General features: G+C 67.9%; 15 protein-coding genes. 6 read left to right on the top strand and 9 right to left on the bottom strand.

Annotated features, from left to right (window positions below; all coding sequences use genetic code 11):
- Window positions 1-23: 23 nt before the first annotated feature.
- The 3 genes from gcl to LX88_RS11375 are packed head-to-tail and all read right to left on the bottom strand — an operon-like array spanning window position 24 to window position 3328.
- The gene (gene gcl / locus LX88_RS11385) at window positions 24-1724 is read right to left on the bottom strand and encodes a glyoxylate carboligase (RefSeq protein WP_258947757.1); all 1701 of its coding nucleotides are present in this window, start codon (window positions 1722-1724) and stop codon (window positions 24-26) included.
- A gap of 3 nt (window positions 1725-1727) precedes the next feature.
- A complete protein-coding gene (locus LX88_RS11380; protein ID WP_258947756.1) occupies window positions 1728-2585 on the bottom strand; it encodes an NAD(P)-dependent oxidoreductase in 858 nt (285 codons plus the stop codon).
- Window positions 2582-3328, bottom strand: coding sequence for a hydroxypyruvate isomerase family protein (locus LX88_RS11375; protein WP_258947755.1), 747 nt, complete (start codon window positions 3326-3328; stop codon window positions 2582-2584). The genes LX88_RS11380 and LX88_RS11375 overlap by 4 nt, the downstream gene beginning before the upstream one ends.
- 97 nt (window positions 3329-3425) lie before the next feature.
- Here LX88_RS11375 and uraD point away from each other — a divergent pair, with 97 nt between their 5' ends.
- A complete protein-coding gene (uraD, locus tag LX88_RS11370; protein ID WP_258947754.1) occupies window positions 3426-3947 on the top strand; it encodes a 2-oxo-4-hydroxy-4-carboxy-5-ureidoimidazoline decarboxylase in 522 nt (173 codons plus the stop codon).
- Window positions 3948-3949: 2 nt separating this feature from the next.
- On the top strand, window positions 3950-4828 hold the full coding sequence (gene pucL, locus LX88_RS11365) for a factor-independent urate hydroxylase (RefSeq protein WP_258947753.1): 879 nt from the start codon (window positions 3950-3952) through the stop codon (window positions 4826-4828).
- Here pucL and LX88_RS11360 read toward each other — a convergent pair.
- The 4 genes from LX88_RS11360 to aceB form a co-directional block, all read right to left on the bottom strand.
- On the bottom strand, window positions 4755-6038 hold the full coding sequence (locus tag LX88_RS11360; RefSeq protein WP_258947752.1) for an NAD(P)/FAD-dependent oxidoreductase: 1284 nt from the start codon (window positions 6036-6038) through the stop codon (window positions 4755-4757). The genes pucL and LX88_RS11360 overlap by 74 nt on opposite strands.
- Before the next feature lie 32 nt (window positions 6039-6070).
- Window positions 6071-6538 carry an Imm1 family immunity protein gene (locus tag LX88_RS11355; RefSeq protein WP_258947751.1) on the bottom strand — a complete coding sequence of 156 codons (468 nt, stop codon included), beginning with the start codon at window positions 6536-6538 and terminating at the stop codon, window positions 6071-6073.
- A 75-nt stretch (window positions 6539-6613) separates the two neighbouring features.
- Entirely contained in the window at window positions 6614-7783 is a 1170-nt protein-coding gene (locus LX88_RS11350; protein ID WP_258947750.1) for a DUF6986 family protein, read from the bottom strand.
- Entirely contained in the window at window positions 7783-9267 is a 1485-nt protein-coding gene (gene aceB / locus LX88_RS11345; protein WP_258947749.1) for a malate synthase A, read from the bottom strand. Before aceB ends, LX88_RS11350 begins: the two co-directional genes overlap by 1 nt.
- A 77-nt stretch (window positions 9268-9344) precedes the next feature.
- Here aceB and LX88_RS11340 point away from each other — a divergent pair, with 77 nt between their 5' ends.
- Window positions 9345-10091, top strand: coding sequence for an IclR family transcriptional regulator (locus LX88_RS11340; RefSeq protein ID WP_090066423.1), 747 nt, complete (start codon window positions 9345-9347; stop codon window positions 10089-10091).
- A 97-nt stretch (window positions 10092-10188) separates the two neighbouring features.
- On the opposite strand, the gene ftsY is transcribed toward LX88_RS11340, so the two are convergent.
- Window positions 10189-11514, bottom strand: a complete 1326-nt coding sequence (ftsY, locus tag LX88_RS11335) for a signal recognition particle-docking protein FtsY (protein ID WP_258947748.1) — start codon at window positions 11512-11514, stop codon at window positions 10189-10191.
- Window positions 11515-11634: 120 nt separating this feature from the next.
- Here ftsY and LX88_RS11330 point away from each other — a divergent pair, with 120 nt between their 5' ends.
- Both LX88_RS11330 and LX88_RS11325 read left to right on the top strand, forming a co-directional pair.
- Window positions 11635-12765, top strand: a complete 1131-nt coding sequence (locus tag LX88_RS11330) for an anhydro-N-acetylmuramic acid kinase (protein ID WP_258948226.1) — start codon at window positions 11635-11637, stop codon at window positions 12763-12765.
- Window positions 12753-14327, top strand: coding sequence for a sodium:solute symporter (locus LX88_RS11325; protein WP_258947747.1), 1575 nt, complete (start codon window positions 12753-12755; stop codon window positions 14325-14327). The genes LX88_RS11330 and LX88_RS11325 overlap by 13 nt, the downstream gene beginning before the upstream one ends.
- Here the strand turns inward: LX88_RS11325 and LX88_RS11320 are convergent.
- Window positions 14277-15200, bottom strand: a complete 924-nt coding sequence (locus tag LX88_RS11320) for a GNAT family N-acetyltransferase (RefSeq protein ID WP_258947746.1) — start codon at window positions 15198-15200, stop codon at window positions 14277-14279. The two genes, LX88_RS11325 and LX88_RS11320, sit on opposite strands and share 51 nt — an antisense overlap.
- A gap of 90 nt (window positions 15201-15290) precedes the next feature.
- Between LX88_RS11320 and LX88_RS11315 the strand changes: the two genes are divergently transcribed.
- Window positions 15291-15740: a tetratricopeptide repeat protein gene (locus tag LX88_RS11315; protein WP_258947745.1), complete on the top strand. Its 450-nt coding sequence runs from the start codon at window positions 15291-15293 to the stop codon at window positions 15738-15740.
- Window positions 15741-15831 lie beyond the last annotated feature (91 nt).

Here is a 15831-nt window from a genome sequence, read left to right as displayed (position 1 = left end):
TCCCCGCGTGCGGTCACGCTCCGTCACGGCAGCGGCTCGTACTCTCGCATCGCGGCGATCGACGTGCCGTTCGCGGTGTTGCCCTCACGCTCGATCATGATCTCCACGAGCACCGGCCGCGACGTCCTGTCGGCCTCCTTGCGCGCCCACTCCAGCGAACCGCGGATCTCGCTCGGATCGGCGACCCGGATGCCGGAGCAGCCGTAGGCCTCCATGATCTTCACGTTGTCCGAGCCGCTCGTGTCGTAGTGGATGTCGACCTCGTACTTCATGTCGTAGCCACCGTGGTCCTCGGCCATCCTGATCAGGCCGAGGTACTCGTTGTTCAGCATGATCAGCACGAACGGCACGTCGTACTGGGCGCCGACCGCGAGTTCCTCGACCAGGAACTGGAACGAGTAGTCGCCGACGATGCCCACGACCTCGGCGTCGGGCCTGGCCTTCTTCACGCCGATCGCCGCCGGGATCTCCCAGCCGAGCGGACCGGCCTGGCCGCAGACCTGGTAGTGCCGTGGCTTGTGCGCCTTCTGGTGCTGGCCGGACCAGATCTGGTAGAGCCCGATGGCCGTGACGAAGTAGGTGTCCGGGCCGTAGAAGTCGTTGATCTCCTTGAAGACCCGCGGTGCCTTGACCGGCACCGTGTCGAAGTCCTCGCGCCGCAACAGGGTCCGCTTGAGCTCCTGGCAGCGGTCGACCCACTCGCCGGCCGCACGCGGTCCCCGTGCTTTCGCCTTCTCCAGCAACGCCTGCAGGAACAGCTTGGTGTCCGCGACGATCCCCAGGTCCGGCCCGAACACCTTGCCGATCTGCGTCGGTTCGACGTCGACGTGGATGAACTTGCGGTCGCCGCGGTAGGTCGCGAGGTCACCCGTGTGCCGGTCGCCGAACCGCGCGCCCAGCGCCAGCACCAGGTCCGACTCCAGGAACGACGCGTTGCCGTAGCGCTGCGAGGTCTGGATGCCGGTCATGCCCGCGTAGAGCGGGTGGTCCTCGTCGATGGCGCCCTTGCCCATCAGCGTGGCCTGGATCGGGATCTGCAGGAACTCGGCCAGGTCCAGCAGCTCGGCGGACGCCTCGCCGAGGATGACACCGCCACCGGCGAGCAGCAGGGGGCGTTCGGCGGCCAGCAGCATCTCCAGCGCACGGTCGACCCGCGCGTCGGACGGCACGCTCCTCGGGACGGGCAACGGCTCGTCGATGCTCGAGTCCCACTCGATCTCCTGCTTCTGCACGTCGATCGGCAGGTCGATCAGGACCGGGCCGGGACGGCCGGAGCGGGCGATCCGGAACGCCTCGCGGAAGATCCACGGCATCTGCGCGGCTTCCTTGACCTGCACCGCCCACTTCGTGACGGGCGCGGCGATCGAGACGATGTCGACGGCCTGGAACGCCTCCTGGTGCAGCTTGGACACAGCGGCCTGACCGGTGATGCACAGGATCGGCACGGAGTCGGCCTGCGCGGTGTAGAGGCCGGTGATCATGTTCGTGCCGGCCGGGCCCGAGGTGCCGATCGCGACACCGACGTTGCCGGTCGTGCGCGACCAGCCGTCGGCCATGTGCGTCGCGCCCTCCTCGTGCCGCACGATGAGGTGCTCGATGCCGCCGTCCTGCTCCATCGCCTTGTACAGCGGGAGGATCGCGGCGCCGGGGCAGCCAAACACGGTGTCGATGCCCTCGGACTTGAGGACCTCGACGACCGCCTGCATGACTGGGACCTTCGGCATTGTCTACGACCTTCCCGCGAAGTTCTCGATGACCTTGAGCAGCGCGGAGTGGTCGAGCGACCCGTACCCCTGCGCGCGTGCCGCCGCGACCAGTGCGGCGATCTGGTTGGTGACCGGCAGCGCGACGTCGGCGGCGCGTGCCGCGTCCAGTGCGATGCCCATGTCCTTGTGGTGCAGGTCGATCCGGAAGCCCGGCTGGAACTCGCGCGCGATCATGGACTCGCGCTTGAGGTCGAGGATCCGGTTCGCGGCGAGACCACCCGCGAGCACGTCCAGGCCCGCCTTCGGGTCGACGCCGGACGCTTCCAGCAGCACGATCGACTCCGCCACGAGGGCGTAGATGCCGCCGACCATCAGCTGGTTCGCGGCCTTCACGACCTGGCCGGCGCCATGCGGTCCGACGTGGACGATCGTCTTGCCGACGACCTCCAGGAACGGCCTGGCCGCGGCGAAGTCCTGTTCCTCCCCGCCCACCATGATGCTCAGCGACGCCTGCACGGCACCGGTCTGGCCGCCGCTGACCGGCGCGTCGAGCACCCGGACGTTCGAGAGCCTGCGGGCGATCTCGATCGACGTGGACGGGCGGATCGTGCTCATGTCGATCAGCAGCGTGCCGTCGTCGAACGCGACCTCCTCGATCACCGCCTCGACCTGCGGGTGGTTCGGCAGCATCGTGATGACGACCTCGGCGCCGCTCACCGCTTCCTGCGCGGATGCGGCCGCCTTGCCGCCGTCGGCGACGAGCTTGTCGAGCGAGGCCGGGCTGAGGTCGAAGCCCGTCACGTCGTGCCCGGCGGCTACGAGGTGGGCCGCCATCGGCGAGCCCATGATGCCGAGTCCGATGAAACCGATGCGGGTCATGCTTGATCCCTCCATGCGAAGGAGTGGGTGACGGGCTTGTACTCGGCGCCGACGAAGCCCGTGTAGCCGTTGGCGCGGAGTTTCTGCAGGTGTCCGAAGAGGTCGAGCTCGCCGGTGCCGGGCTCGCCGCGTCCGGGAGCGTCGGCGATCTGCACGTGACCGATGCGGTCGACGTGGTCGGCGAGGAGGTCGAGGTCGTCGCCGTTCGTGGCGAGGTGGTAGAGGTCCGCGAGCAGCTTCACGTTGCCGCGGTCGATCTCGTCGATGAGCTCGAACGCCTGGTGGGCGGTCTTGATCGGGTACTTCGGCGCGCCGCTCAGCGGTTCGATCACGAGCTGGGCGCCTGCCTGCGCCGCGACGTCGGCGGCGAAGCGGTAGTTGGAGACGGTCTGCGCGGTGGTCTCGAAGTTTCCGTGCAGCGCGTTGAGCGTGCGGCAGCCGAGGCGGGCCGCGATGGCCGCGGTGATCTCGACGTTCGTCCGGAACTCCGTCTCGCGGCCGGGCCAGCTCGTGAGGCCGCGGTCCCCCGCCGGCATGTCGCCCGCGTAGAAGTTGAGGCCCACGAGGCGCACCTGCGCATCGATGATGGCGCCTTCGAACGCCTCGATCTCCCGCGTCTCGGGTACGGCGTCCGCGAACGGCCACCAGATCTCGACCGCGTCGAACCCGGCGGCGCGTGCCGCGGCCGGACGCTCCAGCAACGGCAGCTCGGTGAAGAGCATGGACAGGTTTGCGTCGAACATCTTGGGCTGTTCCTTCCAGCGAGGGAATTCCACAATGCGGAAGTTGGATTTCGCTCTATGGAGACACTAGACATCTCGCTCGGCTCGGGTCAAGAATGTGGAAGTTAGATTCCGCGATACAGAAACTTGGAGAGCCGTGGACAGCTTCAACAGCGCCCCGGAGGCCGAACTACGACCTCTGCTCACCGAGTGCCTCGCGGTACCCCGCTGGATCGACGCGGTGGTGGCGGGCAGGCCCTACGCGTCGGTGGATGCACTCCTCGCGGCTTCTTCGGTTGCCGCACAAGGACTTTCCGACGAGGAGGTGCTCGGCGCCATCGCCGGGCACCCGCGCATCGGCGAACGGCAGAAGACAGGCGGGGTGTCGGCGAGGTGGTCGCGGTCCGAACAGTCCGGTGTGGACGCCTCCCAGGCTGATCGCCTGGCGGCCGCCAACGCCGCGTACGAGGATCGGTTCGGGCACATCTACCTGGTGTGCGCGACCGGCCTCAGCGGTGCGGAGATGCTCGCCGACCTGTCCTCGCGGATGGACAACCCGCCGGACGTCGAGCTCCGCGTCGTCAACGACGAACTCGCGAAGATCGCCGCCTTGCGGCTGCAGAAGCTGATCGGGAGCTGAACATGGCCATCGTCCTGGGCCCCAACCAGTACGGGAAGGCGGAGAACCGCCTCGTCACGGTGTCGCGCAACGGTTCCGTGCACACCGTCAAAGACCTGACCGTCAGCACCTCGCTGCGCGGAGACCTCGCGGACACGCACCTCACCGGCGACAACGCCAAGGTGCTCGCGACCGACACGCAGAAGAACACCGTCTACGCCTTCGCGAAGCAGGCCCCGGTCGGTGAGATCGAGGACTTCGCACTGCGCCTGGGCCGGCACTTCGTCGGCTCGCAGGAACCGATCACGGGTGCCCGCGTCCTGATCGACGAGCACTCGTGGGACCGCATCGACGGCCACGACCACTCGTTCGTTCAGGGCTCGAACGAGAAGCGCACCACCGCCGTGACGATCGAAGGCTCGCAGGCGTGGGTCGTGTCGGGCGTGCGCGACATGGTGGTGCTGAAGTCGACGGGGTCGGAGTTCCACGGCTATCCGAAGGACCCGTACACGACGTTGAAGGAGACGAACGACCGCATCCTGGCGACGTCGGTGACGGCCCGCTGGCGCTACATCGGCACCGACGCCGACTGGGCGAAGTCGTTCGCCGAGATCCGGTCGATCATGCTGAAGACGTTCGCGGACAAGCACTCCCTGTCGTTGCAGCAGACGCTGTACGCGATGGGCGAGGCCGTGCTGAACGCCCGTTCCGAGGTCGCCGAGGTACGGCTCTCCATGCCGAACAAGCACCACTTCCTGGTGGACCTGAGCGCGTTCGGCCTGGAGAACGACAACGAGGTCTTCTACGCCGCGGACCGCCCGTACGGGCTCATCGAGGGCTCGATCCTGCGGGACGACGCCCCCGAGGCTGGTCTTGCCTGGAGTACTTTGCCAGCCTTCTGAACACCACCGGGTTGAGCAGGCTCGCCGGTGAGGCGACCATGTGCACGACCCGGACGAAGCGGCCGAACAGGTCGGGGTCGTGCACGATCCCGGCCTGCCACTTCTTGAGGTACCAGCCGAGCAGGCCGCCGCGCCTGGGGCCCACCCAGCTGCGGTCGGCGTTGCTGGACATCGCCCACGACCCCTTCGAGGTCTTCGCGATCTTCCGCTGGAACGCCCGGCACCCCTTGGCGCTGAAGTCCCCGTGGTGCCGGAACAACAGCGCCTCCATCGCCGCCACGGTGATGCCCTGCCCGTACACGGGGTTGAACGCGCACACCGCGTCTCCCACCGCCACCAGTCCGCCCGGCCAGTTCGCCACGTCCTCGAAAGCGTTGCGGCGACTGGCCGTGCGGGCGAACAGGTAGACCGGCGTCAGGGGTTCGGCGTCGGCGAGCATTTCCGAGATCGGTACCCGCAACGAGTCCAGGAACTCCTGGTAGCCGTCGAGGTCGCGCGGCGGGTGGTCACCGACGGCTCCCTGCGCGGTGACCATGAGCCGGTCGCCCTCGACGCGCATCGCCGCGACGCCCCGCGGGAGGTCCGGCGCGGACAGGCTTTCCGCGTACACCACCGGGAAGTCCTCCGGCGCGGCGTAGATCCGGGTCGCGTACCCCGTGCCGGAGTCGACCACCTCGGGTTCCGGCGTGGTGATCCCCGCGGTCGCGAGCCAGACCGGCAGCTTCGACGCCCTGCCGGTCGCGTCCACGACCAGATCGGCGTTGACCCTGCCATCGCGGGTGAGCACGCCGTCGACAACGCCGTCGCGGAACGACAGACCGGTGACGTGCACGCCGTCCACGATCTCGGCAGTGACCCGCCGCCGGATGCAGGTCTCCAGCAACGGGCGGCTCAACGACAGCAGCGGCAGGCCCAGGGGCGTCTTGGCGAGCCAGCCGAGCGGGTTGAGGATGCGCATGTCCCCCGCGTCGGCGAGCACCGCCCCCTCCGCCACGAGTTCGCCGCGCAGTCCGGGGAACAGCTCCTCCAGGAGTTCGCCGCCCCGCACCAGCAGTCCGTGCGTGTGCCTGCCCTGCGGCACCCCGGCCCGGTACTCGGGCTCCTCCGACAGCTCGTCCCGCTCCAGGACCACCACCTCGTCGCACGTCTCGGTCAGCACCCGAGCAGCGAGCAAGCCGGCGATTCCCCCACCCATCACCACGGCCTTCATGCGGCCATTCAACCAGCGACCAGCTGAGAGAGTCAGCGGTTCTCGCTCGTGCGCAACGACATCTGCTGGTCGCGCCACGAGTGGAACAGGTCGGCCTCGCAGTACCAGTCGACGCCGGCCGGCCGTTCGCCGGAGACCATGAACTCGATCAGCAGCTGCCGGAACAGGTCGAGCGGAACGCCCACGCCGGGCGGGAAGTCCGTGTACTTCTCGTTGACGTACGGCGCTTCCGGGGACCCCTTCGGCCAGCCCATGAAGGTGTTGTCGACGTAGTACATGTAGCCCCACCCACCGCGCACGGCGAGCACCACGTTGTGGTCCGGGTCGCCGTCGGCGGTGAGCTCGCGACCGAAGTGGTCGAGCGACCCGTCGTTGCACTCGGGCCTGTCGAGCAGCCGGATGAGCGTGTCCACGTCCGCTTCGCACGCGACGACCTGGTACTTGTGCTCGGCCATGTCGAGGTCGGGGAGGCCGGTCCAGAGGCCCGCACGCATGCTCATGCGAGCCACCCTGCACCCATTACCCGCACTATTCGACAGCCATTGACAGAACCACACGAACGGATGATGACCCGATCAGCTCGAACGGGTGGCGAGCCCCCGCAGTGCTGACTCGTCCAGCCCCGTCGCGACCTGCACCTCCGCCGGATCGAGCGCACCGCAGTCCACCGCACGGAGGAAGAACGACGACAGCGCTTGCGCAGTCGCCGGCTCGTCCAGAACGCCTCCGGAGACATTCTCCACGTACGCCTTCAAGCGCGCGGCGTCCGCTTCCAGACCTTCGCGGTAGAAACCGTAAACAGCCGCATATCGTGTCACCAGTTGTGCCGGGTGCAGGTCCCAGCCCTGGTAGAAACCGTGCTCCAGCGACCGGCGCGTCAGCCGGTAGTGCGTGTCCCAGCCGTGTTTCTTCTGATCACCGACGGGAAGCACGTTGGTCGAGCCGTCCGAGAGCCGGACACCCGTGCCGGCGGCGGACACCTGCATCACGTGCCGGGCGAAGTCGCACGCGCCGTGCGCCAGATGTTGCTGCGCCGCGGACAACCCGCAGCCCGCCGTGTAGTCGTAGGTGCCGAAGTGCAAGCCCGTCACGCGGCCGCGCCCCGCCGCGATGAACCGCGGGATCGCGAGCCGTCCCTCACCGTCCACGATGGACTGGGTGGTCTCCACCTGGATCTCGAACTTCAGGTCCCCGCCGAAGAGGTCGAGCACCTCGCCGAAGACCTCGACCTGGTCGGCCGACGTCACCTTCGGAAAGGTGATCACGAACCCCGGCGGCACTTCTTCCAGTGCCGTCAGGAAGATGTCCAGGGTGCGCAGGCCGCGCTCACGCAGTTCGGCCGTGTCGAAAGACTTGATGCGCAGCCCGAACGACGGCGGCGCGGTGCCCTCGGCGACCCAGCGAGACAACAGGTTCGCCGTGCTCTCGGCGTCCATGTCCTCGACGTCGTCCTCGGGCGCGCCGTAGCCGTCCTCGAAGTCGATCCGCAGGTCCTCGATCGGTTCCCGGCGGAGCTTGGCCTCGACTCGTTCCAGCACGCCCTCGGGCAGTTCCGGGAGCAGTTCCGGTTCGATCGACTCCAGCGCCTCACGGCCCCAGTCGGCGATCGTGGTGCCGATGATGCGGCCGGCGGGCACGTAACACGTGTGCACGGGCTGCCGCCCCACCGGCCAGCTGCGTTCCACAGTGGACAGCCGGGCGGTCACCCGCGCGACGTCGTCGGGTGACAGCGATGTCTCGTACATCAGATGCGCTCGTACGCCGGCAGTGTCAGGAAGTCCACGAAGTCCTCGGACAGCGCGACCTGCTCGAACAGCTCGACCGCCGACGCGACGTGCGGCCCTTCGAGCTCGTTCCCGACCCGCGCCAGCACTTCCCGGACGGCGTCGGCGGTGACCTCCGTGCCGTCGTCGAGCACGACCTTGTTGTTGATCCACTGCCAGATCTGCGACCTGCTGATCTCCGCGGTGGCCGCGTCCTCCATCAGGTTGTGGATCGCCGCAGCGCCGTTGCCGCCCAGCCAGGACGCGATGTACCGCACGCCGACGTCGACGGCGGCCTCGAGCCCCGCACGCGTGGCCGCACCACCCGCCGACTTGAAGTCGAGCAGCTGCTCCGCCGTGACGCTGACCTCCGGACGCTGCTTGTCGATCTGGTTCGGCCGGTCACCCAGCACCCCGTCGAAGATCTCGCGGCAAATCGGCACGAGGTCAGGGTGCGCCACCCACGACCCGTCGAAACCATCGTTCGCCTCGCGCGTCTTGTCCTCGCGAACCTTGCGCAGCGCGTTCTCGGTGACCTCGGGATCACGCCGGTTCGGGATGAACGCGGCCATGCCACCCATGGCGAACGCCCCGCGCTTGTGGCACGTCTTCACCAGGAGCTCGGTGTACGCGCGCATGAACGGCGCCGTCATCGTGACGCTGTTGCGGTCCGGCAGCACGTAGTGCGCACCCGCGTCGCGGAAGTACTTGATGACGCTGAAAAGGTAGTCCCACCGACCGGCGTTGAGGCCCGACGCGTGGTCCCGCAGTTCGTAGAGGATCTCCTCCATCTGGAACGCGGCGGGAATCGTCTCGATGAGCACAGTCGCCCTGATGGTGCCGTGCGGCACGCCCTTGAGCTGCTGCGCCGTCGTGAAGACGTCGTTCCACAGCCGCGCTTCGAGGTGCGACTCCATCTTCGGCAGGTAGTAGTACGGCTTGCCGAGCTCGGCGTTGTGGAAGAAGTGCAGCCCGAAGTCCACGAGCGCACCAACAGCGTTCTTCCCACCGAACTGCAGGTTCCGCTCGTCGAGGTGCCACCCGCGCGGCCGCACGACGATGGTCGGGTACGGCCCACCCTTGAGCTTGTACTCCTTGCCCTCGGGCGAGGTGAACTCGATCGTCTCCCGCGCCGCCTCGTACAGGTTCACCTGCCCCTGCACGACGTTGTCCCAATGCGGCGTGTTCGCGTCCTCCAGGTCCGCGAGCCACACCTTGGCACCGGAGTTCAGCGCGTTGATCGTCATCTTGCGCTCGGTGGGCCCGGTGATCTCGACGCGCCGATCCCGCAACGCCTCCGGCGCCTCAGCCACCGTCCACTCCCCGTCACGCACGTCCTGCGTCTCGGGGAGGAACCCGAGGGGCCGGCGCTCCTTGCGAAGGGCGAGCAACTCGTCCCTGCGGGCGCCGTGCGCCTCATGCAGCTTCGCGACGAACTCAAGAGCCTCTTCGGTCAGGACCTGCACCTGGATCCACCTCTCTCGGTTTTGCTGTGTGGACTATAGTTTTTGCATTGCGGAACTGCAACGAGAGGAGCCGCACCGTGTCCACAGGTGGCGTGCAGTCCCTGCAAAGAGCCTTCGACCTGCTAGAACGGCTGGCAGACGCAGGCGGCGAAGCCTCACTCTCAGAGCTGGCGGCAACGTCAGGCCTACCCCTCCCCACGATCCACCGCCTGATCCGCACCCTCGTCACGCTGGGCTATGTACGCCAGAACAGCAACCGCCGCTACACCCTCGGCTCCCGCCTGATCCGCCTCGGCGAGACCGCCTCCCGCCAATACGGCACCTGGGCAAGACCACTGCTCTCGCAACTGGTCGACTCAGTAGAGGAAACGGCAAATCTGGCCGTCCTGGACGGCGACGAGGTCGTCTACGTGGCGCAGGTGCCGTCAAAGCACTCGATGCGCATGTTCACCGAGGTGGGCCGACGCCTACTGCCACACGGCACAGGCGTGGGCAAGGCGATGCTCTCGCAACTCCCCAGAGCAGACGTCCGCGCACTTCTGGACCGCACGGGCCTACCCGCCTACACGTCGAACACGATCACAGACGCGGGCGAACTGCTCGACTCGCTGGACGAGATCGCGACACGCGGGTTCGCACTGGACGAGTCCGAACAGGAACTGGGCGTGCGGTGCATCGCAGTCCCGGTGATCGGCGGCCCGACCCTGGCCGCAGTGTCAGTCTCAGGCCCGGAGGGCAGGCTGACGAAGGAAGCCGTCGCAAGGATCCTGCCGGAGGTGCTGGCAGTCGCGAAGCGACTGGCAGACCAAGCCGCAACAGCTTGACGCCTGCTTCTTTCCGCACGCGGGGACCTTTCGTGCGTTCTATGCGTACGAAAGGTCCCCGCGTGCGGAAAGAAGCAGGCGTGAGTGTGGGCTTGGGCTAGCCGAGCAGGGCGTCCACGAAGGCGCCCGGCTCGAACGGCGCCAGGTGGTCGGCACCCTCGCCGAGGCCCACGAGCTTCACCGGCACCCCGAGCTCGCGCTGGACCTGAAACACGATGCCACCCTTGGCCGTACCGTCCAGCTTGGTGAGCACAATCCCGGTGATGTCCACCTGCTCAGCGAAAACCCGAGCCTGGGTCAACCCGTTCTGCCCGGTGGTGGCGTCAAGAACCAGCAGAACCTCATCGACCACGGCCTGCTTCTCGACGACGCGCTTGACCTTGCCAAGCTCGTCCATCAGCCCCTTCTTGGTGTGCAACCGCCCAGCGGTGTCGATCAGCACCGTGTCGACCCCGGTGTCCATCCCCCGCTTCACGGACTCGAACGCCACGGAGGCAGGGTCCCCACCCTCGGGCCCACGCACGGTCTCAGCGCCGACCCGCTTGCCCCAGGTCTCCAACTGGTCAGCCGCAGCCGCACGGAACGTGTCCGCAGCCCCCAGCAGCACAGTGCGGCCGTCAGCCACGAGAACGCGCGCCAGCTTGCCGGTGGTGGTGGTCTTGCCAACACCGTTGACGCCGACAACAAGCAGCACAGCAGGCTTGCCGGCGTGCGGCAGCGCCTTCAACGAACGGTCCATCTTGGGCCCAAGAGCGTCAACCAAGACGCCGCGCAGCAAGGCCTGCGCCTCAGCCTCGGTCCGCACCCCGGTCCCGACGATCTTCGAGCGCAACGTCTCGACGATCTCGGTCGTCAGCGCCGCCCCGAGGTCGGCGATCAGCAGCGTGTCCTCGACGTCCTGCCACGAGTCCTCGTCCAGGTCCCCAGCACCCAGAAGCCCCAGCAGCGAGGTGCCGAAGGCGTTGCGCGACTTCGAGAGCTTGCCGCGCAGGCGTTCCAGGCGGCCGGACGTCGGCTCGATCTCCTCGACCTCGGACGCCTCTTCCGGCAGGTCGACCTCGACGAAGCCGCGCTTCTCCGAGTCGCGCGGCACGGAGGCGTCGTCGCCGACTCCCGGCTGGCCGTCGACCTCGGTCCGCTCGGCCACCGGGTGCTCCACGGGCGCTGGGCGCTCGACGGGCGCTGGGCGCTCTACGGGCACCGGGACCTGGGGCACTGCCACCGCTTCGGCGGTGGTGGCTTCGGGGGCCGCCGGGGTCAGCGAGATCCCGGACGACGCCTGGTATCCGCCAGGCCTCGGCGTCTCCTCCTTCTGGGTCAGGCTGATGCGACGGCGACGCGTCAGCACCACACCGGTCACCAGCGCGGCGATCAGTACGACCGCTACGACGACGAGGATCAGGACAAGGGAGGACGTCGACACGAGCTCATGGTTTCACAGACCCTCATGTGACCTGTCAACCATGTATTGCTCATTTAGGCGAAGATTTCACCAAGGCCCTTGCGTCCCGCCACGCTGTGGAATAGACCACACGTCGTGAGGGTGATCGGACTGATTTCCGGCACGTCGATGGACGGTATCGACGTCGCCGTCGCCGACCTGTCGATCCACGGCGACGTCGTCGAGCTCGTGCCGGTGCAGTGCGCCGAGCACCCGTTCCCGAAGGACCTCCTGGAGAAACCACGGGACCTCGCTGAAGTGTGCGCCTTCGACACTTCGCTCGGACAGGCTTTCGGCGAAGTCGCCGCCGGCTACCTGCCGGCGGACCTGATCTCGTCGCTCGGGCAGACCGTGCACCACGAGGTGCAGGACGGCGACTGCCTCGGCACCCTGCAGCTCGGCCAGCCCGCCTGGATCGCCGAACGCACCGGCGTCCCCGTCGTCGCCGACCTCAGGGTCCGCGACGTCGCCGCGGGAGGCCAGGGCGCACCCCTGGCGTCCACGCTCGACGCGCTGTGGCTCGCCGGCATGGTCGAGGACGGGCCCGCGATCGCGCTGAACATCGGCGGCATCGCGAACATCACCGTCGTGAGACCCGGAAGCCAGCCCATCGCGTACGACACAGGGCCCGGCAACGCGCTGATGGACGCCGTCATGGAGGTGCTCTCCCACGGCGAACGGCGCCAGGACACCAACGGCGAGTTCGCGAGGAGGGGCAACGTCCGCGAGGACGTCCTCAAGAAGCTCCTCGCCGACCCGTACTACGCCAAGCCGTGGCCGAAGTCGACCGGCAAGGAGCACTTCAACGCCGAGTACCTCCAGGGCTTCCCCACGGTCCAGGCCGAGGACATGCTCCGCACGCTCGCCGAACTCACCGCCCGCACCATCGCCGACGCCTGCCGCGCGCACGACGCGAGCACCGTCGTCGCGTCCGGCGGCGGGATGCGCAACCCGGTGCTCGTCGAAGCACTGACGAAGGCGCTCGACCCCATCCCGTTGAAGATCAGCGACTCGCTGGGCCTGCCGCGCGACGGCAAGGAGGCCTACCTCGCCGCGCTGCTCGGATTCCTGACGTGGCACGGGGTCGCGGGCAACACGCCGTCCGCGACCGGCGCGTCCGGGCCGCGGCTGCTCGGCAGCATCACGCCCGGCGACGGGCCGCTGCGACTGCCAGAACCCGTCACCGGTCCAGTGACCAAGCTGAATGTGGGGAACCCGAAGTGCGCGGACTAGACCTCGCGATCATCGTCCTGTTCCTCGTCGGCATGCCGTTGATCGGCATGTGGATCGGCGGCAGGCAGAAGTCGTCCACCGACTACTTCGTCAGCGAGAAACGCATCTCGTGGTGGGTCGTCTGCCTCTCGGTAGTGTCCGCGGAGACGTCGACGCTCACGGTGCTGAGCGTGCCGGTGATCGCGTACATGGCGACGCCCGCGCAGGGCGGCATGACGTACCTGACGCTCGCGCTCGGCTACATCGTCGGCCGCATCATCGTCAGCTTCGTGCTGCTGCCGCGCTACATCGCCGGTGACCTCGTGACGGCGTACGCGTTCCTGGGCAAGCGCTACGGCAACGGCATGCGCGCCACGGCGTCCGTGACGTTCCTCTTCACCCGCCTGCTCGCGGACGGCATCCGGCTCTTCGCGACGGCCATCCCGATCAAGCTCGTGCTCGCCCAGTACGGCATCGACGCGAACTACTGGACGATCATCCTGGCGCTCGGCATCGCGATGGTGTTCTACAGCTTCTTCGGCGGCGTGCGCGCGGTCGTGTGGGTCGACGCCATCCAGATGCTCTGGTACGTGCTCGGTGGCGCCGTGGTGATCTGGTGGCTGTCGGGTCAGCTGCAGGACGGCTGGTTCTCCAAGGCCGTCGACGTCAACAAGTTCCAGATCTTCGACTTCACCTCGTCACCACTGACGGGCGCGTACCCGTTCATCGCCGCGTTCTTCGGCGGTGCGCTGCTGTCGATGGCCTCGCACGGCGCGGACCAGCTGATCGTGCAGCGGCTCATGTCCACGAAGGACGTGAAGTCCGCGCAGAAGGCGCTGATCGCCTCCGGTTTCGTGGTGTTCCTGCAGTTCGCGTTCTTCTTGTTCATCGGCGTGATGCTGTGGGCGTTCTACAACGGCGTCGACCCGGTGAAGGACCTGAAGCTCGGCAACAAGGACGAGCTCTTCGGGTACTTCATCGTCAACTCGCTGCCGTCGGGCCTGTCCGGCTTCGTGATCGCCGGCATCCTCGCCGCCGCGCTGTCGTCGTCGCTGGGCGCCCTGGCCTCCAGCACGGTCACCGACGTCTACGAACGCATCCGCAAGACCCCGATGACCGACGACGAACGCCTGCGCCACGGACGGCTCTGGACCCTCGCGTGGGCGGGTCTGCTGATCGTCTGCGCGGGCCTGTTCGCCTCCTCGAACAAGACCACGGCGGATCCGATCGTGGTGCAGGCGCTCGGCATCGCCGGCTACACCTACGGCGCGCTGCTCGGGGCCTTCCTCCTCGGCCTCGTCTTCAAGCGCGTCACGCAGGCGGACGCGATCATCGCGTTCGTGTCGACGGTGCTGGTCGTCGGTTTCGTGATCCTCGGCGTCAAGTTCGCCGGCAGCACGCCGACGATCTACTTCGGGAAGGCGACGGCCGACCTGAAGTCCCTGACCGGCTGGTGGAACACGCCCCTGGGGGTGGCGGTCACCCTGCTCGTGGGTGGGTTGCTGTCATTGCGTCATCATTTGGGCAGCCACTCACGCGGTGTGCCGGTACGAGACGAGCTCGATGTGAAGGCGGAATCCTAGGCGGGCGAACATGTTCTGCGACGACTCGTTGCCCGCGTAGATCGACGCGGCGGCCTGCGGCCGGGCACCGTGGTCCGCCGCGAGCTTCCAGAGCAGTTCGGTGACGAGGGCGGCGCCGACGCCCTGCCCGCGGACCCCGGGCTCGACGGCCACGAAGTCGACGTAGTACTCCTCGGGCTGGGCTTTGCCGGCGGCGTAGCCGAGCACGCGCTGGCCGTCCATGGCGACGACGACAGTGCGTTTCGCCGGATCGGACTCGACGAGTTGCTGGCCGGACAGGTACGTGTGCGGGAAACATCGCTCGTGCAGGACCGCGACGGCCTCGTGCACGAACTTGTCCGTCGGGAGGACGCGCATCTCACGGTCGCTGGGACACTTGGCGTCCCTGAGCAGCAACGTGCGCAGGTCCCCGTTGTCGAGGACGTGGATGGCGCTCGCCTTGCCGGCGCTGAAGGCGTGCCGTTCGGCGAACGCCGCCAGCCGCCGGTGGGCCGTGTGCCCGTAAAGCTCGAGGTCGGTGATGCCGGTGAGGAGCTCGGTGGCGCGGCGGAACATCGCGTCGGCGGTCTGGTCCCAGATGCGGCTGCCCGCGGGGTGGTTGACCGGTACGTCGACGAACGGTCCGTGCAGCCACGCACGGCCGAGCTCGGCATCGATCTCCACGCTGAGCATGCCGGTGATGTTGTCGTCGGCGTCGACGGCCACCACCGTGCAGTCCGCCCAGGAGGGCTCGAACTCGCCGAGCTCCGCGCGGAGCTCTTCGACTGTCTCACCGAGGTACCCGATGTGGTGCGCCTTGTCGGCCTGGAGCCGGACGAGCAGCGCCATCGTGGCGCCGAGGTCGCCAGGTTCGGCGAAACGGATGTCGTACATAGGAGGAATGGTCACTCGCACGGCCGTTCGAAGCGAGGGAGTTTTCGGCGGTCCCAGGTCACGAACGCGTTGCTCTGTAAAATGGCGCGGATGTCGTCCGTCGGAGAACTCGAAGAGCTGACCGCCAGAGGTGCTCAGGCGCAGGCCAGAGCCCACGCGGGTGACTTCAGGGGCGCGGCCGCCGAGTTCAGGGCGCTCGCGCGGGACTACACGCGCACGGCGGGTGCGGACGACCCCCGGACCCTCGCCGTCCGGATGAACCTGGCACGGGTCCTGGGCACGTCGAAGCAGTTCGGCAAGGCCGTCGAGGTCTGCGAGCCGCTGCTGCGAGACCAGGTCCGGGTGCTGGGTCCCGAGCACGACGACGTCCTGGAGACCAGGCGGCTGCTCGCCAGCCTGCGCTATTCGGCCGGTGACGCCGCCGGAGCGGCCGAGGACCTGGAGCAGCTGCTGACGGCACTGTCGCGGGTGCTCATGCCTACGCACGACCGGATCACGAAGGTCAAGCGCGACATCGCGTTCTTGAGGCGCGCCACATGAAGCACGAGACATCACTCACACCGGCGGGCACCGCGGCGCTGGTATGCCGTGTTACGAACACCCACGTCACAGCCGCAACACCCAGATTCGG

This window comes from Lentzea californiensis, from assembly GCF_024648825.1.
Classification (GTDB): domain Bacteria; phylum Actinomycetota; class Actinomycetes; order Mycobacteriales; family Pseudonocardiaceae; genus Lentzea; species Lentzea californiensis.
This window is presented reverse-complemented; position numbering and strand designations above follow the sequence as displayed.